The organism is Actinomycetospora atypica (assembly GCF_042653685.1).
Taxonomy (GTDB): Bacteria; Actinomycetota; Actinomycetes; order Mycobacteriales; family Pseudonocardiaceae; genus Actinomycetospora; species Actinomycetospora atypica.
This window is the reverse complement of the sequence record NZ_JBHSIV010000008.1, coordinates 177,068-196,745: the sequence shown is the minus strand read 5'-3', so window position 1 is coordinate 196,745 and position 19,678 is coordinate 177,068. Positions and strand designations below refer to the sequence as shown.

Genomic DNA, 19,678 nt, shown 5'->3' with positions numbered 1-19,678 from the left:
GGACCGGCGGAGGAGGAAGACCGACCTCGAACACGATCCGTGACATTACGCCGGGATCTACGGTTCTCTCATCGCTCGAACAGCCCAGCGAAGTCACGAGGAGACACCATGACCACGATCGACGCCCCCACCACCACCCTCGACGTCACCGGCGCCGCGCACGCGGGCCGCCGCTCCTCTGGACTGACCAGCGCCGGGGGTATCGCGCTGCTCGCCACCCCGGTGGTGATGGCGGGCGGGATGCTCACGATCCCGCCGGGCGAGGACGGCGTCACGACCTCGAGCTACCTCGGCTCGCTCGCCGCGACCCCGTGGCTCACCGGGCTCTCAGCGGGCCTGCTGCACTACTCCTGGGTGCTCTTCGCGCTCGGGGTGCTCGCCGCGCCGGGTCTCGTCCGTGGTCGCGGCCGCGTCCTCACCGGCGCCGTCGCCGCGGCGATGTCCTTCTGCGCCATCCAGATCTCCGGGCTGCTGCTCGGTGACTGGTACGGCATGGCCCTGGGCCGCGCCCTGCCCCTCGACCAGGCCGCGGGCATCTTCGAGGCGGCCGACGCGAACCTCTGGGTCACCACCTGGATGTACTCGGGCAAGCTCGTCGGCTTCGCGGGCGTCCTGCTCGTCACGGCCGCCCTCGCCTGGTCCCGGGCCGTGAGTTGGTGGCTGGTGGCCCTGCCCGTGCTCGGGACGGTCGCGATGGCCGGGCTGGGCATGCTGCTCGGCAACCTCGGCGCCGGGATCGGCATGATCATCTCGATGGCCCCGCTGTTCGTCATCGGGGCGAAGCTGCTCCGGCAGCGCTGACCCACGCCCCCGCACACACGAACGGCCCGCTCGTCACCCTCTCCGGTGACGACCGGGCCGTTTCGTCCGTTCGGAGTCGCCTACGTCCCGGGCGCGATGAAGAACTCGAGCGCGATGCCGTCGGGGTCGCGGAACGAGATGCCCGAGCCGTAGCCCGCCTTCTTGATCCCGCCGTGGGAGATGCCCAGCTCGTCGAGGCGGGAGCCCCACTGCTCCAGGGACGCCGAGTCGGGCAGCGCGAACCCGACGTGGTCGAGCCCGGTGCGGCGCTCGTCGAACGCGTCCTTCGACTCGTTGCCGTTGTGGGTGTGCAGCCCGAAGAGCATCCCACCGTCGAGGGCGTAGACGGTGTGGTGGAACTCGCCGCCCTCCTCGTCCTCGTCGAGCACGGGCTCGGTGCCGAAGAGCCGCGAGTACCACTCGGTGGACCGCTGCAGGTCGGACACGGTGATGGCGACGTGCTGCAGACCGGGGAAGGTCATGGGGGCAGGCTCCTTTGCCTGGGATGTCGGACGGGCCGGGCTAGCGGTGCTGCCAGACCGGGGGACGCTTGGCCAGGAAGGCCGACATGCCCTCCTGCGCGTCGCAGGTCATGGCGTTGGTGGCCATGACCTCGCTCATCTCGGCGTACGCGTCGTCCTCGGAGAGGTCGATCTGCCGGTAGAACGCCTCCTTGCCGATCCGCAGCGTCACGCTGCTCGCGTCGGCGACCTTGCGGGCCAGCTCGGTCACCGCGGCGTCGAGCTCGTCGGCCGGGACCGCGGCGTTGACCAGGCCCCACTCGACGGCGGTCGCGGCGTCGATCGTCTCCCCGGTGAGCAGCAGCTGCATGGCGCGCTTGCGCCCGATCGCCCGGCTCACGGCGACCATGGGCGTCGAGCAGAACAGGCCGATCTTGACCCCGGGGGTGCCGAAGACGGCGTGGTCGGCGGCGATCGCCAGGTCGCAGGTGGCGACGAGCTGGCAGCCGGCCGCGATCGCCATGCCCTGCACGGCCGCGATCACCGGCTGGGGGACGTCGTGGACCGCCCGCATCATCTCGGTGCACACCGCGAAGACCTCGCGCTCCTCATCGAGGCTGCGGTCGACCATCTCGGAGAGGTCGTGCCCGGCGGAGAAGGCCGGGCCCTCGGAGGCGACGACGATGACGCGCACGCCCTCGGCCGTGGAGACCTCGCGCAGCGCGGCGGTGACCCGGCGCATCGTCGTGATCGAGAGGGGGTTGCGCCGGCGGGCGGCGGTGAGCACCACGCGCGCGACGGTCCCGTCGATCTCAGTGCGCACCGTGTCGGGTACCTGCGTGTCCTGGGTGTCGGTCACCGGGGCGGCCATGACCCATGGTCTAGCAGCCATGCGTCCCGGACGACAGGCCCGCGTGCGAGCCGGGGCGGGTCCGAGGGGGGCCGCCCCTCCGTCCGCAGGGGGTTCAGCGGGCGGCGCTGCCGTCGTCCTCGCGCCTCGCGAGCTCCATCCAGCGGGCCCGCCGGTCCTCGTGGTTGCGCAGCTGGTCGACGTCGGCCATCCGCCGCCGCTGGTCCTCCGAGGCGGCCCCGTTCACCAGGGCACGCGCCGCTTCGGCCATCTCCTCGTCGGCGGCCCGCTCGGCGCGGTTGCGCGGGTGCAGCGAGCGCAGGTCCTGGTCGTCGTCGGGGTCCTCGTCGCCCGCGCGCTCCTGGCGGTAGGGGTTGTCGTCCGGCAGCTTCGAGCTCACCCGGCCGTAGCTGCCGAGGATGAGCAGGACGAGGCCGGCGCCGATCGAGAAGAAGACGTTGGGCAGCCGGAAGGCCAGCAGGTTCAGCGGCGTGGCCATCAGCGCGAGGTTGACGAACGCGGAGATGATGAACAGGGCCCCGACGACGATCATCACGGTCGAGGCGATCCGTCCGCCCCGGATCGCGGCGGCCACCAGGATGAGCGCGGTGACGATCGAGATCGTCGACAGCGCCCCGTTGGTCGACAGGCCGAGGACCGGCGTGCCCTGGGTGTCGAAGAACGAGAGCCCGCCGATGAACCCGAGCACCCCGAACAGGGCGATCACCACGGCGACCACGACGGCGCCCACGCGGTGGACGACGATCACGCGGTGGTCCGTCCGCTTCTCGGTCGGCTGGCTCATGGGTCCTCCTGGCGCGGGGGCGTCCGGGCCCCTCCGGCCGGTGCGCTCGGCCGGGACGGGGCGGTGCAGAGGCATCCCCGCTCCCCGGCGCGTCAACCCCCCGGTTCGTGCGGACCGGAGCGCCGTCACCCGCTCGGAGGCAGCCGCCGGCCGGGGTACGTTCGCCCCCGGGAGCCCCGAGCGGGAAGGCGGTCGTCATGCCGGTCCTCGAGATCCACCTCGTCGAGGGCGACCACGTACCGGAGAAGCTCGAGCGGCTGCTGCGCCGGGCCTCCGACCGCTGCGCGGCTGTCCTGGAGCTCCCGGTGACGACCGTCCGGGCCTTCCTGACGATGCATCCGGGCGAGCTGTGGGCCACCGGCGGCGTCCCGGCCTCGGTCGACGGCGACCCGGCGCCGTGGTTCGTCGTGGCGGTGCTCGAGGGGCGGCCGGTCGAGCAGCGGCACCGCCTGCTCGCGGAGATCACCGACGTCGTCTGCGACGTCCTGGGCGCCACCCGCTCCCGGGTGCAGGGACGGGTGGCGCAGGTGCCGCGCGACGACTGGGCCGTCGGCGGGGTGCCGGTCCCGGCGGGCCGCCGTCCGGAGGTCGTCGCGCGGTCTCCCCTCGTCTAGCTACAGCGAGGGCACCTGGCCGCCGTCGCAGCGGGTGGCCGTGCCCGTGACGAACGAGGCGGCGTCGCTGCACAGGAACGTGGCGACGGCGCCGAACTCCTCGGCCCGCCCGTAGCGCCGGGCGGGGATCTGCGACGTCGCGCGCGCCTGCGCCGCGGCCACGTCGATGCCCTCGCGCTCCGCGGTGGCCGCGTCGATCGACTCGGTGCGGGCGGTCGCGATCCGCCCCGGCAGCAGGAGGTTCACCGTGACCCCGTCGGCGGCCACCTCGGTCGCCAGCGTCTTGAGGTAGCCGCCGAGGGCCGCGCGCCCGATGTTCGACAGCGCGAGACCGGGGATGGGGGCGACGACCCCGGTCGAGCCGACCCCGAGGATCCGGCCCCACCCGCGGGCCCGCATGCCCGGGAGCACCAGCGAGACGAGGCGCTGCTGGGCGAGCAGCAGCGGGACCAGCGCGTCGCGGATCTGGTCGGCGTCGACGTCGGCGGCCACGCTCGGGGGCGGCCCGCCGCTGTTGAGCACCAGTACGTCGACCTCGCCCGCTGCCGCGACGAGCCGGTCGGGCCCGTCGGGATCGGTGAGGTCGACCCCCACCGCCACGGCGTCGTCGAGCTCCGCCGCGATCGCCTCCGCGCGCTCGGTGCGGCGGCCGCTGACCACCACCCGCGCCCCCTCGGCGGCCAGGGCCCGGGCGGTCGCCTCGCCGAGTCCGGAGGTGGAAGCGCACACGACGGCGGTGCGCCCGGTCAGCCCGAGGTCCATTCCGGGAATCATGCCCCGACGGAGATCGACGACCACACCTCGCCGGCCGTATGCCTGGACAGACATATGCTTGTCGAGGAATATCTCCGGGGTGACGACCACCTGGACCGCGCTCGCCGACCCGACCCGGCGCGCGATCCTCGACCTGCTGCGCGAGCGCCCGCACGCGGTCGGCGAGGTGGTCGACCGGCTCGACCTCACCCAGCCCGCGGCGTCGAAGCACCTCGCGACGCTGCGCCGGGCCGGGCTCGTCCACGCCACCGTCGACGCCCGCCGTCGGGTGTACGCCCTCGACCCCCGCCCGATCGCGGAGCTGGAGGCCTGGCTCGCCCCGTACCGGGCGCTCTGGTCGGCCGCTCTCGACCGCCTCGACGACCACCTGGAGGACCGATGACCACCGGCACCTACCTCGAGATCGACTCCCGTCCCGCCCTGCGGTTCGTCCGCGAGTACCCCGACCCGGTCGAGCGGGTGTGGGAGGCGGTCACCGACCCCACGGAGCTCGCGGTGTGGTTCCCGGCGCGGGTGGCCTTCCCCGACGGGGGCCGCCCCGAGCCGGGCGCGACGGTGCGGTTCACGTTCGAGGTCGACGGCGACGGAGGCTCCGGGACCGTGCTCGCGTGCGAGCCCCCGTCGCGGCTGGTCCTGACCTGGGGCGGCGACGAGCTCCGCTTCGAGGTGACCCCGCTCGTCGCGGGCAGCCGGCTGACCTTCACCACCCTGCTCGAGCGCGCCGACACCGCCGCCCGCAACGCGGCGGGCTGGGAGGTGTGCCTCGACGCGCTCGACGCCGCCCTCGCGGGCGGGAGCCCCGAGGCACCCGGCGGGCCGACGCCGATCTGGCGGCGCCACCTCGACGACTACGTGGCCGCGGGCGTGCCCTCGGGCGCACCGGTGCCGGAGTGAAAACCGCTCGCGCCGCACCGCGGCGGTGTGAGTGGATGACGTCGTCGGCGTGGGAGTCGCCGACGTACCGAGGAGTGCCTGTGCCGACCGTCGCCCGCCCGGGGGCGCGCTCCGTCGCGCCCGCCCGCGCCCGCACCCTGCGCTGAGGCTCTCTCGCGTGGGGTGGACCACCCCACGACCGGAGCCCCGCGTTGCGCGACCGCACTCCCCGTCGTCGGCGATTCGACGACGACGACGACCTCCCGACCCCCGTTCCGTACGAGCCCGACGAGCCCGACGACGGCCCGCCCACGGGCGACCGCTGGTCGACCTGGGCCGCCTCGGCCCACGGACCCGACCCCGTCCCCACCTGGGTGGTGACCGCCGAGGGCGCGGTCGACACCGAGCTGGGTGTCCTCAAGACCGGCAAGGAGGCCGACGTCCACCTCCTCGAGCGGGCCGTCCCCGGGGGACCGTCCTGCCTGCTCGCCGCCAAGCGCTACCGCTCCCCCGAGCACCGCGCCTTCCACCGCGACGCCGCCTACCTCGAGGGGCGCCGGGTCCGGCGGTCCCGGGAGACCCGGGCGATGGCGCGGCGGACGGCGTTCGGCCGCGACCTGCTCGCGGGCCGGTGGGCGGCCGCCGAGTTCGACGCCCTCGGCACCCTGCACGCGGCGGGGGTGCCGGTCCCGTACCCGGTGCAGCTCGACGGCACCGAACTGCTGCTCGAGTTCCTCGGCACCGCGGACGGCGTCGCCGCCCCGCGCCTCGCCGCCCAGCGGCCGGGACCCGAGCGGCTATTGGACTGGTGGGCGCAGCTGACGGAGGCCCTCGTCGGGCTCGCCCGGCTCGGGTGGACCCACGGCGACCTCTCGCCCTACAACGTCCTCGTCGACGACGGCCGGCTGGTGCTCATCGACCTGCCCCAGGTGGTCGACCTGGTCGGCAACCTGCACGGCGAGGAGATCCTCGTGCGGGACGTCCGGCGGGTCGCCGAGTGGTTCACCGCGCGCGGCGCCGACGTCGACGCCGGGGCCCTGTTCCGCCGGCTCGTCGCGGAGGCGGGCCTGGGGTGAGGCGGGCAGCTTCTCCCGGACGACCCGGAGGGGAGCCCGTGACTGTCGGACCCCCGGGGCACCATGGTGGGAACCGGGACGCCGCTGAGGCGTCCGACGAGGTGCGCCGATCGGCGGGGTCGGCGCGGGCGAGACGTGGTGGGGGTAGTGGCATGGCACTCGGGCGCGCGGTGCTCGGGCTGATGGTGGCGTTCGCGGTGGCGCTGGCCGCGATCACGGTGTGGGGCACGGTGAGCAGGGCGAGCGGTGCCCCCGCCCCGGGCGGCGGGTCGGAGACCGCGACCGAGGCGGCGGCGCCCCCGGCGCAGGTCACGCTCACGCCGGCCGACGGGACGGCGGGCGTGGCCCCGGCCGCGCCGGCGGTCGTCCGGGTGGCGCAGGGGCGGCTCACCGACGTGGCCCTCGTGGGTCCCGACGGCAAGGGCGTGCCCGGGCAGGTGACGCCCGACGGCTGGGCCTCCACCGGCGTCCTCGCCTACGGCAGCACCTACACCTGGAAGGGCGCGGTGGCCGACGACGGCGGGACGACGCGGCCGCTGACCGGGTCCTTCACCACGGTGACCCCGCAGCGCAAGGTGGCCGCCAACCTCAACATCGCCGACGACGCGACGGTCGGCATCGCCGCGCCGGTCGTCGTGCAGTTCAACGGCGAGGTGACCGACAAGGCCGCCGCGCAGCGGGCGCTGTCGGTGCGCACCTCGGTGCCCACCGAGGGCTCCTGGGCCTGGCTGCCCGACGCGGAGCAGGGCTCGCGCGCCCACTGGCGCCCGAAGGAGTACTGGAAGCCGGGCACCACGGTCGACGTGGCCGCGAACCTGGTCGGGGTCCAGGTCGCCGACGGCTCCTGGGGCAGCGCGAACGTGACGTCGCACTTCACCATCGGGCGCTCGCAGATCGTGAAGGCCGACGTCAACTCGTTCCAGATGGTCGTGGAGCGCGACGGGCAGACGGTCATGACGGTGCCGGCCAGCTACGGCCTCGGGTCCGACCCCAACCGCAACACCACCAACGGGGTCCACGTCGTCATGAGCAAGGAGGCGAACAAGCTCATGACGAACCCGGAGTACGGCTACTTCAACGTGCCGGAGAAGTGGGCGGTCCGGATCTCGAACAACGGCGAGTTCATCCACGCGAACCCCCTGTCCACGAGCGCCCAGGGCAACGACAACGTCACCCACGGCTGCGTGAACCTGTCGACGAAGGACGCCCAGGCCTACTTCGACACGGCGATGTTCGGCGACCCGGTCGAGGTCACGGGCAGCCCCGTGCCGATGCCGCGCACCGACATCTACGACTGGTCGCTGACCTGGTCGGAGTGGCAGTCGATGTCGGCGCTCCCGGTCTAGCGGCGGACTCCGCGGGGCGCGGGGCGAGCGCGGTCACGGTGCCGGGACTCAGGGAGTCAGCACCACCTTGCCGGTGGCGTGGCCGTCCTCGACGAGCGCGAGGGCGGCCGCGGCGTCGGCCAGCGGGCGGACGTCGGTGACGTAGGGGTCGAGGCGGCCGTCGGCGACGTGGGCCGCCAGCCGCTCGAGCACCGCGGTCGAGCGGTCCCGGACGATCTGCTGTCCGCCGAGCTCGGTCGACAGGCCGTAGTCGGCGATCGAGATCAGCCGCTCCGGGGCCGTGAGCAGGCTCGCGACGGCGCGCAGCGGGTCGCCGCCGACCATGTCGAAGATGCCGTCGACCCCCTCGGGCTCCACCTCGCGGATCCGCTCCACCACGCCGTCGCCGTAGGCGACCGGGATCGCCCCGAAGTCGGTGAGCAGGCCGTGCTTGGCGGGGCTCGCGGTGGCGATCACCCGCAGGCCCCGGGCGACGGCGAGCTGGATCACCGGGACGCCGACCCCGCCCCCGCCGCCGTTGACGAGCAGGGTCGCGCCCTCGGGCAGGTCGAGCTGGACCAGCGCGTCCCAGGCGGTGCCGGCGGCCACCGGGAGCACCGCGGCGTCGGGGGCGGAGACCCCGTCGGGGCGGCGCGCGGCGAAGCCCGCGGTCACCCGGGCCCGCGGGGCCCAGCCGCCGAGCATGTCGGGGCACCCCCCGAACACCTCGTCGCCCACCGCGAAGGCGTCCACGCCCGCACCGACCTCGAGCACCGTCCCGGCCACCTCGCGCCCGAGCACGGCGGGCCCGGCGGCGGCGCCGTAACCGCCCTCGCGGACCTTCCAGTCCCCCGGGTTCACCCCGGCGGCGCGGACCGTGACCAGCAGCTCACCGGGCCCCGGCCGCGGCTCGTCCACCTCGACGAACGCCTGCTGTTCCGGCCCACCCACCGCGACGAACCCGTAGCCCTGCACGGGGCCGCATCCTGCCGCTGCCGTCGGACGGGCGCACCATGGACCCTGTGCTGATGCCGATGGGGCCGACCCCGGGCCCGGCCTGGGCCGACGTGTTCACCACGTGGTCGCCCGCGTGGGGGGTGAACGTGGCCCTCGTCGTGCTCGGTGTGCTGTACCTCGTGGGCGCCTCGCGCCACGGCGCGTGGCCGGTGCGGCGGACCGCCTCGATGCTCGCGGCGCTGGCCTGCGCGGTCGTCACCTGGAACTCGGGGATCGCCGTGTTCGGCCACGCCGCCTTCGCGGTGCACATGGTCATGCACCTGATGCTGATCATGGTGGTGCCGGCGTTCTGGGTGGCGGCGCACCCGCTGCAGCTCCTGCGGTCCTCGCTGCGGGGGCGGGCCGCCGCCGGGTTCGACGCCGCGCTCGAGAGCCGGACCGCCCGCGCGGTGTTCTTCCCCGGCACGGTCCTGGTCTTCTACGCGCTCGTCGTGGTGCTCACCCACCTCACGGGCTTCATGGAGACGATGGCGGCGTCGACGGCGCTGCACTACTCGGAGCAGGCGCTCTACCTGGTCGCCGGGCTGCTGTTCTTCCACGTCGCGATCGGGGTCGACACGATCCCGCGCCGGCCGGCGTACTTCTCGCGCTACGTGCTGATGGCGTTCGCGATGGGCGTCGACACGCTCGTCGGCGTGGTGCTGATGCAGGCCCCGGCCACGATGTTCCCGTCCTACGACCTCGAGGGCGTCCACCTCGGCGGCGCCCTGATGTGGGTGGTCGGGGACGCCCTCATGATGGTGATCATGGTGATGCTCGGGCGGCTGTGGGTGTCGGACACCTCCGCGAAGATCGACTTCGGCCCGTGGCTCGAGTCGGCCCGCAGCGCGGCCTACACCGACCAGACCGGCGACGCCCGCGACGGGACCGGCGACCTCGACGAGGACGACGACGCCCTCGCCGCCTACAACCGCATGCTGGGCCGGCTCGAGCGCGGCGAGCAGTCCCACCACTAGTCCCCGCGCCGTAGCAGGATGGACCGGGTGGAGGGCTTCGAGTACGGCAACGACGGACCGTCCCTGATCCTCGCCGCGGTCGACGGGTCGGTGACCTCGCTGCGGGCCGGCGCCTACGCGGCAGGCCTCGCCCGGCGCCAGCGCTCCGAGCTCGTCGTCATCACCGTGACCACCACGCCCGCACTGTCGGCGATGGCCGCGGACGCCGTCACGGTGCTCACGCAGTCGGCCCAGGAGCTGGGCCAGGAGCTCCAGCAGTGGGCGAAGCAGGAGATGCACCGCCTCGAGCTGCAGGCCCGCTTCGTCCTCGTGCACGGCGACCCGTACCTGGAGATCGTCCGCTGCGCCGACGAGCTGCGGGCCGACGCGGTCGTCGTCGGGGCGTCGACGAAGGCCGGGCACCGGCTCGTCGGGTCACTGGCCGGTCGGCTGGTCAAGGCCGGGAAGTGGCCGGTGACGGTCGTCCCGTGAGGGGCGTTCCTCGGAGAGGTGCAGCCGGCCCAGGACGATCAGGCTCGCCCGGGCCACCACCACCGCCAGCGGGAGCTCGACGAGCAGGGCCGAGCCGATGCTGATCGCGTAGCCCGTGGGGTGCGACGTGGTGATGTCGAACCAGGCGTCGGCGCACAGCAGCGTCGCGCAGGCCGCGGCCACCGGGACGACGAGGCGTCGCCGCCGCCAGGCGAGCAGCGCGGTGGCGACGAGCGCCACGAACAGCGCCACGTCGAAGCCGACCCAGGTCAGGGTCCAGTTCGTCGCGACGCAGCGCCCGGGCAGGGTGACCGCGAGCACGACGATCCAGGGGACGAGCAGCAGCGAGCACACCGCCGCGATCGCGACGAAGCGGTTCCGCCGCCGCCGACGGACCTCGCCGGCCGGCGAGTCGTCGACGAGCAGCCGGTCGGCGAGCGCACGCCGCTCCGCCCACGTCAGCCGGGCGATCTGGTCGTCGCTGAGCAGCGCGGTCACCCGCCCCGACTACCCGTTCGGAGCCGGGGCCGGTCAGTCCCGCAGGTCCACGACCAGGGCCCGGTGGTCGGAGACCGGGGTGGCCACGGCGGCGGTGTGCACGACGCCGGGCAGGAGGTGCCCGCGGTCGTCGCGGACGAGCACGTGGTCGAGCTGGATGCGGGGGTCGTCGGCCGGGAAGGTGGTCTCCCGCACCAGCGACCGCCAGCCGGGGAGCACCGCCGGGGGCACCGGTCCGGGGAGGTTGAGGTCGCCGAGGATCACCACCGGCGAGGGCGCGTCGCGCAGCGCGCGGGCGAGGCGCAGCAGCTGCACCACGTTCACGCCGGGCGCGAACGACAGGTGCACCGCCACCACGGTGCCCACCGCCGAGGTGTCCGCCAGCTCGGCGGCCAGCGCCACCCGCGGCTCGTCGCGCACGAAGGCTGGACGCCGGGCGTCGATCAGCAATGGCAGCCGGGCCGGGGAGGTCCCGAGCGGGATCCGGCGCCACCGCGCCACCGGGAGCCGGCTGACCAGCCCCACGCCGTAGGACGGCCGGGTGGTCTCGTCACCGTCGTCCGCCGGCCGCCACTCCTGCCCGGGGGTCCCGACGAGGGCCGGGGCGAAGCGGGCGTGCGCCGCGTCGAGGCTGCGGGCGACCAGCGCGGTCTGGTCGACGTGCCCGGACCGGTCCTGGCCGAGGTCGACCTCCTGCAGGGCGAGGACGTCGGCGTCGAGCGTCGCGACGGCCGCGGCCAGCCGGTCGGGGTCGACGACCCCGTCGGCCGGCGAACGTCCGTGCAGGAGGTTGAACGTCGCCAGTCGCACGGCCCGCACGGTATGTGCCCGGCGCCGCGTGAGCACGTCGCGGGGCTATGGCCCCCGACGTGCTCACGAGCGCTCGCGCACCTCACTCCCCCGGCGGCGTCGGGTCGGCGGCCTCGCGGGAGTCGTCGTCGTCCTGGTCGGCGGGCACCGTGTCGAGCGGGCGCTCCTCGGCGCCGTCGTCGGAGTTGGTCGGGTTCGGGCTGCTCATGCCCGGGGATGGCCGCTGTGGCCCCCATCTCAACCACCGGGCCCCGGGCGTTTCGCGCCCACCGGGGGGCGGGGAGCCGCCGCCATGACCGACCGACCTCTCGCCCTGGTCACGGGCGCCTCGAACGGCATCGGCGCCGAGCTCGCCCGGATCTTCGCCGAGCACGGACACGACCTGATCGTCACCGCCGAGGACGCCTCGATCGGCGACGCGGCCGAGCGGCTGCGCCGGCACGGCACCGACGTGACCGCGGTGCAGGCCGACCTCTCCGTCCCCGACGGGGTGGAGGTCGTCGACGTCGCCGTCACCACCGCGGGCCGGCCCCTGGCGGCCGCGGCCCTGAACGCGGGGATCGGCAGCGGCGGCGCGTTCGTCGGGTCCGACCTCGCCGACGAGCTCCGCGTGATCGACCTCAACGTGCGCTCCACGGTGCACCTCGCCCACCGCGTGCTCTCCGAGATGGTGTCGCGCGGCGAGGGCCGGGTGCTGATCACCTCGTCGGTCGTCGCGATGATGCCGGGCTCCTACCAGGCGATCTACAACGCCTCGAAGTCGTTCCTGCAGTCGTTCACCGAGGCCGTCGCCGACGAGCTGCGCGGCACCGGGGTGTCGGTGACCTCGCTGATGCCCGGGCCCACGGCCACCGACTTCTTCCGCCGCGCCGGCAGCGTCTCGCGCAGCATCATGGGCCGGATGCCGAAGGACGACCCGGCCCTCGTCGCTCGCCAGGGCTACGACGCGCTCATGGCCGGGCGGACCGCCGTCGTCGGCGGGTCCCCGCTGGTCCAGGCCCAGGCCGTCCTCGCGGGGGTGCTGCCCGACCAGGTCAAGACCGTCGCCCACCGGGTGATCGCGCGCCCGAGGTGAACACCTGTGAGCAGTAATCCGTGTCGGGACACGGATTACTGCTCACGTGGGCTCCGTCCACCTCAGAAGTCCCGCGCCACCTCGGACGGCATCCCCTTGGTCAGCTTGTGCAGCTGCACCCGGCGGGCGAACCGGATCGCCGGCCGGATGCCGAGCTGCACACTGCCGATGACGAACAGCGTCACGCCGAGGTTGAACAGCTCGTGCCAGTAGAACGCGATGCTGCCGACGGTGAAGAAGAGCGCGATGCCGATCTCGTTGATGATGCTGATCAGCTCGAACCGCTGACGCAGCACGATCTCCTCGTTGCCGAGGGTCAGCGTGATCGCGTCGCCGCCATCGCCGTCGGGGTTGTCGTCCGTCTGCGTGTCGGACTGGTCCTGGCTCATGAGGGCGCTCCGTGGTGGGTCAGGGGGCGGCAGGGCTCGCCGAGGTACCCGGACCGTCCGAGCGCCACACGGGCACTTCACAATTCGGTCACCAGGTCAGGGGCAGGCTCCGCATCCCGTAGATGAACGTGCCCTCGCGGAAGTCGGCGCGGGCGATCTCGGTGGTGGTCGCGAGCGTCGGGAACCGCTGCAGCAGAGCCGGGAACGCGGTCGCCATCTCCATCCGGGCGAGCGGGGCGCCGAGGCAGTGGTGCACGCCGTGCCCGAAGGCGACGTGCGGGGCCGCGGCGCGCCCGACGTCGAGCCGGTCGGGGTCGTCGGCCAGCGCCCGGTCGCGGTCGGCCGCCGCGAGCTGGACCAGCACGAGGTCGCCGTCGGCGATCGCCTGGCCGCCCACCTCGGTGTCGACGATCGCGACCCGCGGGACCGCGGCGTGCACGATCGACAGGAACCTCATGAGCTCCTCGACCGCGGGGGCGACCGCGTCGGGGTCGTCGCGCACCAGGGCGGCCTGCTCGGGGTGGCGCAGCAGGACCAACGTGCTCAGGGCGAGCATGTTCGCGGTGGTCTCGTGGCCCGCGATGAGGAGCAGGGAGGCGATCCCGACGAGCTCCGAACGCGTCACGTCGTCGCCGTGCTCGCGGACGAGCATGCCGAGCAGGTCGTCGCCCGGCTCCGCCCGCGCCCGGTCGACGAGCTCGCCCATGTAGGCACGGGCCTCGGTGAACACCCGACCGCGCTCCTCGATCGGCAGCGTGAGGTCGATCTGCTTGCCGGCTCGGGTCTGGAACTCGTCGCGGTCGGCGTAGGGCACCCCGAGCAGCTCGCAGATCACCAGGCTCGGGACGGGCAGCGCGAAGTCGTGCACGAGGTCGGACGGCGGGCCGGCCGCCTCCATCGCGTCGAGGGCCTCGGTGACGATCTCGGCGATCCGCGGCTGCAGGCGGCGGATCCGCTTCACGGTGAACTCGCCGGTGAGCAGGCGCCGCAGGCGGGTGTGCTCGGGCGGGTCGAGCGCGAGCAGCTGGCCGGCGCGGGCCTCGTCGGGATCGACCCCGGGCATCTCGACGCTCGGCACGCGGGAGTTCGAGAACCGGGTGGCGTCGCCGAGGACCTCGCGCGCCTCCTCGTAGCGGGTGACGAGCCAGGCGGCCCGCCCGAGGGAGTCGGTGACCCGCTCGAGCCCCGGCTTGTCGCGCAGGGCGTTGATGCCCGCGGGCGGGTCGAACTGGTCGCGCTGGACGTGCAGCGGCAGGTCCTGGACCTCGACGGACACGGTGGTGACTCCTCACGACGACGGCATCACCGACCGTAACACCACAAACGGCAGCCCGCTCCCGTTTCGACGGGTGTCAGCGTCCGGCGCGCGCCAGTCCGACGGCGGCCCCCAACGCGGCCAGGCAGCCCGTCGCGACGGCGAGGTTGGGGTCGAGCCCGAGGACCTTCGGGGTGTCGAACTCCTCGTCGACCAGCTCCGTCCCCGGGAACGCCGCGGCGCCGTACATGCCGAGCCACGGCGTGGCGGAGATCGCTGCAGCCGCGAGCAGGTTGCGGTCGGGATCGCCGCGGCCGGTGGTGACGAGGCGCAGCGTCATGCCGCCGAGCAGCATGCTCATGACGATGTACTGCGCGTCGTGGAACTTCGCGTGGCCGGGCCAGCGCGGGTTGCGCAGGTGCTGGCGGGCGGTCGCCGGGACGAGTGCGTCGGCCGCCAGCGCCCCGCCGGCCGTCATCGCCCCGACCAGTCCCACCAGCGTCCGTGCCGCGATCCGCGTCTTCGTCACGGGCCCGTCCTACACCCCGACGGACAGCGACGGCACCGCGACGCCGATGAGGCAGTCGCGGGTGACGAGGGCGAGCTGCTCGTCCTCGCTCAGCGCCTCCACCCCGGGCGGCGCCATCGGCACGACGAGGTAGCGGGCCTCGGCGCTCGCGTCCCACACGCGCACCTCGACGTCGTCTCCCAGCACGGTGCCGAACTCGGCGAGCACCCCGCGCGGGTCGCGCACCACCCGCGACCGGTAGGCCTCGCTCTTGTACCACCCCGGCGGCGGGCCGAGCCACGCCAGCGGGTAGCAGGAGCACAGGGTGCAGACGACGACGTGGTGCACCTCGGGGGTGTTCGCCACGGCGTGCAGTCGAATGTCGGACGAGTAGCCGCCGCCGGCCACCCCGATCTCGGTCGCCGCGGCCCCGGCGTCGTCGAGCAGGCGGGCGCGGTAGGCCTCGTCGTTCCAGGCCCGCACCACCATCCGCGCGCCGTTCAGCGGCGACACCGTGGTGCCCAGCGCCTCGAGCCGCTCGTCGACCTGCGCCCGCGTGACGATCCCCCGCTCCTCGGCCAGTGCGAGCAGCACGTTCACCCGCGCCTGCAGCTCGCCGTTGCGGTGATGGCCGCTGCCACTCATGTCGGCTCCAGGTAGCTCACGAACAGGTCCACGTGCACACGGTCGCCGGGGTGCGCGTCCGCGCCCCACAGCTCGGTGCCCTCGAACGCCACGGTGACGATCTCCTCCCGACGAGCGCCGTGGCCGGCGTACGCGGCCTCGTCGGGAAAGCGCCCGTCCCCCACCCGGCGCACGACGACGCCGCGGCGGCCCCGCACGTAGCGCGGGGCCCGGTTGTGCGTCGGCGGGTTCATCGTCCGGACCCGCACCCGGTCGCCGGGGTTCACGGCAGCAGCCGTTCGACGGCGTTCAGCCAGCGCTCGAAGTAGGGCATCCCGTAGTACTCCGAGGGCGGGAACTGCTCCATCGTGTGCCGGAACTCGTCGAGCGTGTAGACCCCGGCCGCGACGCACGCCTGGTTGAGGACGTAGATCTCGGCCTCCCAGACCGACTCGAAGGTCGGCCCCTCGGGCGCGAGTTCGCCGAACCCGTGCATGCCACCCACGTCGTTCGCGTACGCCACGTGCCGAGTCTCGCAGTCGCGGTCCGGCCCGCACCATCGACTGATCCGTCAGTCAGACTTGCGATCCGGGCAAGGAGTCGCCTAGCGTTCTCCCCGTGACCGAGGGCCTCCCCGACCGCGTGCGCCGGGCGATCGAACGCACGGGCGCGACCCGTCGGGAGATCGCGGCGGCGATCGGCCTCGAGGAGACGAAGCTGTCGAAGTCGCTGGCCGGACGCCGGCGCTTCACCCCCGACGAGCTCGCGGCCATCGCCACCCACGTCGGGGTCGGAGTCGGCGAGCTGCTCCCGCCCGTCACCGCCGAGCCCGGCCCGGCCGTGCGCACCGGGGCGGCCGACGACCCCGACGGCGCCCGCAAGCGGATCCTCGACGCCGCCTGGACGCTCATCGCCGAGCGGGGCTACCACCACGTGCGGGTCGCCGACGTCGCGGCGAACGCCGGCACCAGCAGCGCCGCTGTGCACTACCACTTCCCCGGCAAGGAGGCCCTGCTCGGCGAGGCGCTGCGCCACGACGTCGAGCTCGCCTACGACCGGCAGTCCGCCGCCCTGGCCGGCATCGCCGACCCGCACGCCCGGCTCCTGCGCCTGCTCGAGCTGCAGCTGCCCGAGGGGCCGGTCCTCGAGCCCGAGTGGTCGATCTGGATGCAGGTCTGGGTCGAGGCCACCCTCGACACCACCTCCGACCACGGCCGACGCGGGCTCTACCGCGAGGCCCAGGACCGCTGGGCGCGCACCGTGCTGATGACCCTGCGCGACGGGGCCGCCGCCGGGGTGTTCCGGTCCGGCGACCTGGAGCTGCGCGCCCGCCAGCTCACCGCGCTGGTCGACGGGCTCGGCATCGGCGTCATGACCCGCACCTCCACTCCCGGGGCCATGCGCGAGGCCCTCCACGACTTCGTCGAGCACTCGATCCTGGAGCACCCGTGAACCGTCACGTCGTCATCACCTGCGCCCTCACCGGCGCCGCCGACTCGACCGGCAAGAGCCCGCACGTCCCGGTGACCCCGCAACAGATCGCGGACGACGCGGTCGCCGCCGCGCAGGCGGGCGCCGCCGTCGTCCACGTGCACGTCCGCGATCCCGAGACCGGCCGCGGGTCCCGCGACGTCGCGCTCTACCGCGAGGCGACCCGGCTCATCCGCTCCAGCGGCGTCGACGTCGTCCTCAACCTCACCGCGGGCATGGGCGGCGACCTCGTCGTCGACGACGAGGACCCGCTCAAGCCGGTCGACGGCACCGACCTCGTCAACGCCATGGACCGGCTCCCCCACGTCGAGGACCTGCGCCCCGACATCGCGACGCTCGACTGCGGCTCCTACAACTTCGGCGACGGCAACGCCCTCTACGTCTCCACCCCCGACATGCTGCGCACCGGCGCGAAGCGGTTCCAGGAGCTGGGGGTGAAGCCCGAGCTGGAGATCTTCGACACCGGGCAGCTGTGGTTCGCGAAGGTCCTGCACGACGAGAGCCTCGTCGACCCGCCCGCGCTGATGCAGCTCTGCATGGGCGTCCCCTACGGCGCGCCGGCCGACCCCGGGCTCCTGCAGGCGATGGTGAACCTCCTGCCCGACGGCGCCCAGTTCACCTCGTTCGCCCTCGGGCGCGACCAGCTGCCGTGGGTGGCGCAGTCGGTGCTCCTCGGCGGCCACGCCCGCGTGGGGCTCGAGGACAACCTCTACCTCGCCCGCGGGGTCAAGGCGACGAACGCCCAGCTGGTCGACCGGGCGGTGACGATCGTCGAGTCGCTCGGCGCGCAGGTCGCCACGCCCGACGAGGCCCGCTCGATCTTCGGGCTGAAGCGGTGATCGCCTGCATCGGTGCCGGCGTCATCGGCGGCGGCTGGGCGGCCTACTTCCTCGCCCGCGGCCACGACGTCACGGCCTGGGACCCCGCGCCCGACGCCGGGGACCGGCTCCGCACCATCGTCGAGGCCGCCCGGCCAGCCCTGAACTCCCTCGGGTTCCCGGACGAGGCATGGGGCGGGCTGACCGTCGCGGGCTCCCTCGCCGAGGCGGTGGCCGACGCCGAGTTCGTCCAGGAGAGTGCCCCGGAGGACCTCGACCTCAAGCGCCGCCTGCTCGCCGACCTCGCCGCGCTCACCGGTCCCGGCACGATCGTCGCGAGCTCCACCTCGGGCTTCCCCATGTCCGACATGGCGACGCTGGCCGAGGACCCGACCCGCCTCGTCGTCGGGCACCCCTTCAACCCGCCCTACCTGATCCCGCTGGTCGAGGTGGTGGGCGGGTCCGCGACCTCGCCCGACGTGGTCGAGGCCGCCGCCGCGTTCTACCGCAGGCTAGGCAAGTCGGTGATCGAGATGGACCGGGAGGTGCCGGGCTTCGTCGCGAACCGGCTGCAGGAGGCGCTCTGGCGCGAGGCGCTGCACATGGTCGCCAACGGGGAGGCGACGGTGGAGCAGATCGACGCCTCGATCACCGAGGGCCCGGGCCTGCGCTGGCCGGTGCACGGGCCGTGCCGGACCTTCCACCTCGCGGGCGGCGAGGGCGGGATGGCGCACATGCTCGACCACTTCGGCCCGTCCCTGCTCGCCCCGTGGACCCGGCTCGAGGCGCCGGAGCTGACCCCGGAGCTGCGGAACGCGATGGTGGAGGGCACCGCGACCGACCGCTCCTTCGGCGAGCTCGTCGCCGAGCGGGACCGGGCGGTCATCGCGATCCGCCGCGCGGTGGAGGGCACGCGCTCCGCGAATGCCGGGAGGCCGGGGCCGAGTGGGCGCTCATGGTCGTCCGACGAGCCGCCAGCGCCCACTCGATGAGCCACGCCGACCCGCTGAGGTTGAACCTTCCACGATCGGGCCATCCCCCCGGGATCGTTCCCGACCCCCGAGGAGTTCCGCGCGTGCAGGCCCTGTCCCGTCCCCTGATCGTCGGGGTCACCGGTATCGCCGGCCAGGCCCTCGCCGAACGGCTCACCGTCCGCGGCGGGCACGTCCTCGGGCTGTCGCGGTCGAGCACGTCGTCGGTACCCGAGGTCGAGGCGCTGCACGCCGACCTGACCGACGCGGCGCAGCTGCGCGAGGTCATCGCGGGGACCCGCCCGACCTCGGTGTTCGTCACCGCGTGGTCGCGTCAGGAGACCGAGCAGGAGAACATCCGGGTCAACGGCGGGATGGTCCGCGACGTCCTCGCGGCCGCCGGCGCCGAGGGCACGGTCCAGCACGTCGCGCTGATGACGGGGCTCAAGCACTACCTCGGCCCGTTCGAGGCCTACGGCCAGGGCGACATGCCCGAGACCCCGTTCGTCGAGACCGAGGACCGCCTCGACTACCCGAACTTCTACTACGCGCAGGAGGACGAGCTCTTCGCCGCCGCCGCGGAGCACCGCTTCTCCTGGAGCGTGCACCGCGCCCACACGGTGGTCGGCTACGCCGTGGGCAACGCGATGAACATCGCCTCGACGCTCGCCGCCTACGCCGCGCTGTGCCGCGAGACCGGCCGGCCGTTCACCTTCCCGGGCTCCGAGCAGCAGTGGAACGGGGTCACCGACATGTCCGACGCCGGGCAGGTCGCCGAGCACATGATCTGGGCGACCGACTCGCCGTCGGCGCACGACCAGGCGCTGAACATCGTGAACGGCGACGTCTTCCGCTGGCGCTGGATGTGGCCGCGGCTCGCCGAGCTGCTGGGCGTCGAGGCCGAGGGCTTCGACGGGACGGTGCGCCCGCTCGAGGACCAGGCCGGGGGCATGGCGGAGCTCTGGACCCGGATCGCCGAGCGGGAGAACCTGCGCGAGACCGACCTGTCCCGCGTCGCGTCCTTCTGGCACACCGACGGCGACCTCGGCCGCGACATCGAGTGCCTCACCGACATGAGCCGGTCCCGCCTCGCGGGGTTCACCGGCTACGTCCGCACGCTCGACGCCTTCGCGACCGTGTTCGACCGCCTGGCCGCCGACCGGATCGTCCCGCACGTCGGGACGTGACCTTCGCCCGCCCAGGTGCGGTAGCGAAC

At 74.0% G+C, this 19,678-nt stretch carries 27 protein-coding genes; 13 read left to right on the top strand and 14 right to left on the bottom strand.

Annotated features, from left to right (window positions below):
* The first annotated feature begins 108 nt into the window (after nucleotides 1-108).
* Complete coding sequence (locus ACFPBZ_RS10430; protein ID WP_378035972.1) at nucleotides 109-801, top strand: hypothetical protein; 693 nt, start codon at nucleotides 109-111, stop codon at nucleotides 799-801.
* An 80-nt stretch (nucleotides 802-881) separates the two neighbouring features.
* Here ACFPBZ_RS10430 and ACFPBZ_RS10425 read toward each other — a convergent pair whose 3' ends face one another.
* The 3 genes from ACFPBZ_RS10425 to ACFPBZ_RS10415 form a co-directional block, all read right to left on the bottom strand.
* On the bottom strand, nucleotides 882-1,283 hold the full coding sequence (locus ACFPBZ_RS10425) for a VOC family protein (RefSeq protein ID WP_378035971.1): 402 nt from the start codon (nucleotides 1,281-1,283) through the stop codon (nucleotides 882-884).
* A 40-nt stretch (nucleotides 1,284-1,323) separates the two neighbouring features.
* Entirely contained in the window at nucleotides 1,324-2,133 is an 810-nt protein-coding gene (locus ACFPBZ_RS10420) for an enoyl-CoA hydratase (protein WP_378035970.1), read from the bottom strand.
* Between the two features lie 94 nt (nucleotides 2,134-2,227).
* The gene (locus tag ACFPBZ_RS10415; protein ID WP_378035969.1) at nucleotides 2,228-2,917 is read right to left on the bottom strand and encodes a DUF4383 domain-containing protein; all 690 of its coding nucleotides are present in this window, start codon (nucleotides 2,915-2,917) and stop codon (nucleotides 2,228-2,230) included.
* 197 nt (nucleotides 2,918-3,114) lie between these two features.
* Here ACFPBZ_RS10415 and ACFPBZ_RS10410 point away from each other — a divergent pair, with 197 nt between their 5' ends.
* Nucleotides 3,115-3,531, top strand: a complete 417-nt coding sequence (locus ACFPBZ_RS10410; protein WP_378035968.1) for a tautomerase family protein — start codon at nucleotides 3,115-3,117, stop codon at nucleotides 3,529-3,531.
* Here the strand turns inward: ACFPBZ_RS10410 and ACFPBZ_RS10405 are convergent, their stop codons facing one another.
* Nucleotides 3,532-4,293: an SDR family oxidoreductase gene (locus ACFPBZ_RS10405; protein ID WP_378035967.1), complete on the bottom strand. Its 762-nt coding sequence runs from the start codon at nucleotides 4,291-4,293 to the stop codon at nucleotides 3,532-3,534. It lies immediately after the preceding gene.
* Between the two features lie 91 nt (nucleotides 4,294-4,384).
* On the opposite strand from ACFPBZ_RS10405, the gene ACFPBZ_RS10400 reads away from it, so the two are divergent.
* The 4 genes from ACFPBZ_RS10400 (at nucleotide 4,385) to ACFPBZ_RS10385 (ending at nucleotide 7,600) form a co-directional block, all read left to right on the top strand.
* Nucleotides 4,385-4,687, top strand: a complete 303-nt coding sequence (locus tag ACFPBZ_RS10400) for an ArsR/SmtB family transcription factor (protein WP_378035966.1) — start codon at nucleotides 4,385-4,387, stop codon at nucleotides 4,685-4,687.
* The gene (locus tag ACFPBZ_RS10395) at nucleotides 4,684-5,199 is read left to right on the top strand and encodes an SRPBCC family protein (protein WP_378035965.1); all 516 of its coding nucleotides are present in this window, start codon (nucleotides 4,684-4,686) and stop codon (nucleotides 5,197-5,199) included. Before ACFPBZ_RS10400 ends, ACFPBZ_RS10395 begins: the two co-directional genes overlap by 4 nt.
* 191 nt (nucleotides 5,200-5,390) lie before the next feature.
* Nucleotides 5,391-6,254, top strand: a complete 864-nt coding sequence (locus ACFPBZ_RS10390) for a serine protein kinase RIO (protein ID WP_378035964.1) — start codon at nucleotides 5,391-5,393, stop codon at nucleotides 6,252-6,254.
* Nucleotides 6,255-6,406: 152 nt separating this feature from the next.
* Nucleotides 6,407-7,600, top strand: a complete 1,194-nt coding sequence (locus ACFPBZ_RS10385; RefSeq protein WP_378035963.1) for a L,D-transpeptidase — start codon at nucleotides 6,407-6,409, stop codon at nucleotides 7,598-7,600.
* A 48-nt stretch (nucleotides 7,601-7,648) separates the two neighbouring features.
* Here ACFPBZ_RS10385 and ACFPBZ_RS10380 read toward each other — a convergent pair whose 3' ends face one another.
* Nucleotides 7,649-8,554, bottom strand: a complete 906-nt coding sequence (locus ACFPBZ_RS10380) for an NADP-dependent oxidoreductase (protein WP_378035962.1) — start codon at nucleotides 8,552-8,554, stop codon at nucleotides 7,649-7,651.
* Nucleotides 8,555-8,607: 53 nt separating this feature from the next.
* Here ACFPBZ_RS10380 and ACFPBZ_RS10375 point away from each other — a divergent pair, with 53 nt between their 5' ends.
* Together ACFPBZ_RS10375 and ACFPBZ_RS10370 are read left to right on the top strand one after the other, a co-directional pair.
* Nucleotides 8,608-9,552 carry a cytochrome c oxidase assembly protein gene (locus ACFPBZ_RS10375; protein WP_378035995.1) on the top strand — a complete coding sequence of 315 codons (945 nt, stop codon included), beginning with the start codon at nucleotides 8,608-8,610 and terminating at the stop codon, nucleotides 9,550-9,552.
* 27 nt (nucleotides 9,553-9,579) lie between these two features.
* Complete coding sequence (locus ACFPBZ_RS10370; protein ID WP_378035961.1) at nucleotides 9,580-10,023, top strand: universal stress protein; 444 nt, start codon at nucleotides 9,580-9,582, stop codon at nucleotides 10,021-10,023.
* On the opposite strand, the gene ACFPBZ_RS10365 is transcribed toward ACFPBZ_RS10370, so the two are convergent.
* The 3 genes from ACFPBZ_RS10365 to ACFPBZ_RS10355 form a co-directional block, all read right to left on the bottom strand.
* Entirely contained in the window at nucleotides 9,967-10,521 is a 555-nt protein-coding gene (locus tag ACFPBZ_RS10365; RefSeq protein WP_378035960.1) for a hypothetical protein, read from the bottom strand. The two genes, ACFPBZ_RS10370 and ACFPBZ_RS10365, sit on opposite strands and share 57 nt — an antisense overlap.
* A gap of 33 nt (nucleotides 10,522-10,554) precedes the next feature.
* The gene (locus ACFPBZ_RS10360) at nucleotides 10,555-11,331 is read right to left on the bottom strand and encodes an endonuclease/exonuclease/phosphatase family protein (protein ID WP_378035959.1); all 777 of its coding nucleotides are present in this window, start codon (nucleotides 11,329-11,331) and stop codon (nucleotides 10,555-10,557) included.
* A gap of 82 nt (nucleotides 11,332-11,413) precedes the next feature.
* Nucleotides 11,414-11,539: a hypothetical protein gene (locus tag ACFPBZ_RS10355; RefSeq protein ID WP_378035958.1), complete on the bottom strand. Its 126-nt coding sequence runs from the start codon at nucleotides 11,537-11,539 to the stop codon at nucleotides 11,414-11,416.
* 84 nt (nucleotides 11,540-11,623) lie between these two features.
* Here ACFPBZ_RS10355 and ACFPBZ_RS10350 point away from each other — a divergent pair, with 84 nt between their 5' ends.
* Nucleotides 11,624-12,406 carry an SDR family NAD(P)-dependent oxidoreductase gene (locus tag ACFPBZ_RS10350; RefSeq protein WP_378035957.1) on the top strand — a complete coding sequence of 261 codons (783 nt, stop codon included), beginning with the start codon at nucleotides 11,624-11,626 and terminating at the stop codon, nucleotides 12,404-12,406.
* A gap of 62 nt (nucleotides 12,407-12,468) precedes the next feature.
* On the opposite strand, the gene ACFPBZ_RS10345 is transcribed toward ACFPBZ_RS10350, so the two are convergent.
* The 6 genes from ACFPBZ_RS10345 to ACFPBZ_RS10320 all read right to left on the bottom strand — a co-directional run bounded on the left by ACFPBZ_RS10345 (nucleotide 12,469) and on the right by ACFPBZ_RS10320 (nucleotide 15,705).
* Nucleotides 12,469-12,795: a YrhK family protein gene (locus ACFPBZ_RS10345; RefSeq protein WP_378035956.1), complete on the bottom strand. Its 327-nt coding sequence runs from the start codon at nucleotides 12,793-12,795 to the stop codon at nucleotides 12,469-12,471.
* An 88-nt stretch (nucleotides 12,796-12,883) separates the two neighbouring features.
* Nucleotides 12,884-14,071, bottom strand: a complete 1,188-nt coding sequence (locus tag ACFPBZ_RS10340) for a cytochrome P450 (RefSeq protein WP_378035955.1) — start codon at nucleotides 14,069-14,071, stop codon at nucleotides 12,884-12,886.
* A gap of 76 nt (nucleotides 14,072-14,147) precedes the next feature.
* Nucleotides 14,148-14,579, bottom strand: coding sequence for a DUF6640 family protein (locus tag ACFPBZ_RS10335; RefSeq protein WP_378035954.1), 432 nt, complete (start codon nucleotides 14,577-14,579; stop codon nucleotides 14,148-14,150).
* Between the two features lie 9 nt (nucleotides 14,580-14,588).
* Complete coding sequence (locus ACFPBZ_RS10330; RefSeq protein WP_378035953.1) at nucleotides 14,589-15,203, bottom strand: nitrile hydratase subunit alpha; 615 nt, start codon at nucleotides 15,201-15,203, stop codon at nucleotides 14,589-14,591.
* Entirely contained in the window at nucleotides 15,200-15,469 is a 270-nt protein-coding gene (locus ACFPBZ_RS10325) for an SH3-like domain-containing protein (RefSeq protein WP_378035952.1), read from the bottom strand. Before ACFPBZ_RS10325 ends, ACFPBZ_RS10330 begins: the two co-directional genes overlap by 4 nt.
* Complete coding sequence (locus ACFPBZ_RS10320; protein WP_378035951.1) at nucleotides 15,466-15,705, bottom strand: hypothetical protein; 240 nt, start codon at nucleotides 15,703-15,705, stop codon at nucleotides 15,466-15,468. The genes ACFPBZ_RS10325 and ACFPBZ_RS10320 overlap by 4 nt, the downstream gene beginning before the upstream one ends.
* 95 nt (nucleotides 15,706-15,800) lie before the next feature.
* Here ACFPBZ_RS10320 and ACFPBZ_RS10315 point away from each other — a divergent pair, with 95 nt between their 5' ends.
* The 4 genes from ACFPBZ_RS10315 (at nucleotide 15,801) to ACFPBZ_RS10300 (ending at nucleotide 19,649) form a co-directional block, all read left to right on the top strand.
* The gene (locus tag ACFPBZ_RS10315; RefSeq protein WP_378035950.1) at nucleotides 15,801-16,634 is read left to right on the top strand and encodes a TetR/AcrR family transcriptional regulator; all 834 of its coding nucleotides are present in this window, start codon (nucleotides 15,801-15,803) and stop codon (nucleotides 16,632-16,634) included.
* Nucleotides 16,631-17,512 (top strand): beta-keto acid cleavage family enzyme, encoded by an 882-nt coding sequence (locus ACFPBZ_RS10310; RefSeq protein WP_378035949.1) that lies wholly within the window; start codon nucleotides 16,631-16,633, stop codon nucleotides 17,510-17,512. Before ACFPBZ_RS10315 ends, ACFPBZ_RS10310 begins: the two co-directional genes overlap by 4 nt.
* Complete coding sequence (locus tag ACFPBZ_RS10305; RefSeq protein ID WP_378035948.1) at nucleotides 17,509-18,483, top strand: 3-hydroxyacyl-CoA dehydrogenase NAD-binding domain-containing protein; 975 nt, start codon at nucleotides 17,509-17,511, stop codon at nucleotides 18,481-18,483. The genes ACFPBZ_RS10310 and ACFPBZ_RS10305 overlap by 4 nt, the downstream gene beginning before the upstream one ends.
* 83 nt (nucleotides 18,484-18,566) lie before the next feature.
* Nucleotides 18,567-19,649, top strand: coding sequence for an SDR family oxidoreductase (locus tag ACFPBZ_RS10300; RefSeq protein WP_378035947.1), 1,083 nt, complete (start codon nucleotides 18,567-18,569; stop codon nucleotides 19,647-19,649).
* Nucleotides 19,650-19,678 lie beyond the last annotated feature (29 nt).

What these genes read in the sequence shown, in the direction of transcription:
- ACFPBZ_RS10430 (WP_378035972.1), top strand. Translation starts at nt 109, where the DNA reads ATGACCACGATCGACGCCCCCACCACCACCCTCGACGTCACCGGCGCC.
- ACFPBZ_RS10425 (WP_378035971.1), bottom strand. Translation starts at nt 1,283, where the DNA reads ATGACCTTCCCCGGTCTGCAGCACGTCGCCATCACCGTGTCCGACCTG.
- ACFPBZ_RS10420 (WP_378035970.1), bottom strand. Translation starts at nt 2,133, where the DNA reads ATGGCCGCCCCGGTGACCGACACCCAGGACACGCAGGTACCCGACACG.
- ACFPBZ_RS10415 (WP_378035969.1), bottom strand. Translation starts at nt 2,917, where the DNA reads ATGAGCCAGCCGACCGAGAAGCGGACGGACCACCGCGTGATCGTCGTC.
- ACFPBZ_RS10410 (WP_378035968.1), top strand. Translation starts at nt 3,115, where the DNA reads ATGCCGGTCCTCGAGATCCACCTCGTCGAGGGCGACCACGTACCGGAG.
- ACFPBZ_RS10405 (WP_378035967.1), bottom strand. Translation starts at nt 4,293, where the DNA reads ATGGACCTCGGGCTGACCGGGCGCACCGCCGTCGTGTGCGCTTCCACC.
- ACFPBZ_RS10395 (WP_378035965.1), top strand. Translation starts at nt 4,684, where the DNA reads ATGACCACCGGCACCTACCTCGAGATCGACTCCCGTCCCGCCCTGCGG.
- ACFPBZ_RS10385 (WP_378035963.1), top strand. Translation starts at nt 6,407, where the DNA reads ATGGCACTCGGGCGCGCGGTGCTCGGGCTGATGGTGGCGTTCGCGGTG.
- ACFPBZ_RS10375 (WP_378035995.1), top strand. Translation starts at nt 8,608, where the DNA reads ATGCCGATGGGGCCGACCCCGGGCCCGGCCTGGGCCGACGTGTTCACC.
- ACFPBZ_RS10355 (WP_378035958.1), bottom strand. Translation starts at nt 11,539, where the DNA reads ATGAGCAGCCCGAACCCGACCAACTCCGACGACGGCGCCGAGGAGCGC.
- ACFPBZ_RS10350 (WP_378035957.1), top strand. Translation starts at nt 11,624, where the DNA reads ATGACCGACCGACCTCTCGCCCTGGTCACGGGCGCCTCGAACGGCATC.
- ACFPBZ_RS10345 (WP_378035956.1), bottom strand. Translation starts at nt 12,795, where the DNA reads ATGAGCCAGGACCAGTCCGACACGCAGACGGACGACAACCCCGACGGC.
- ACFPBZ_RS10330 (WP_378035953.1), bottom strand. Translation starts at nt 15,203, where the DNA reads ATGAGTGGCAGCGGCCATCACCGCAACGGCGAGCTGCAGGCGCGGGTG.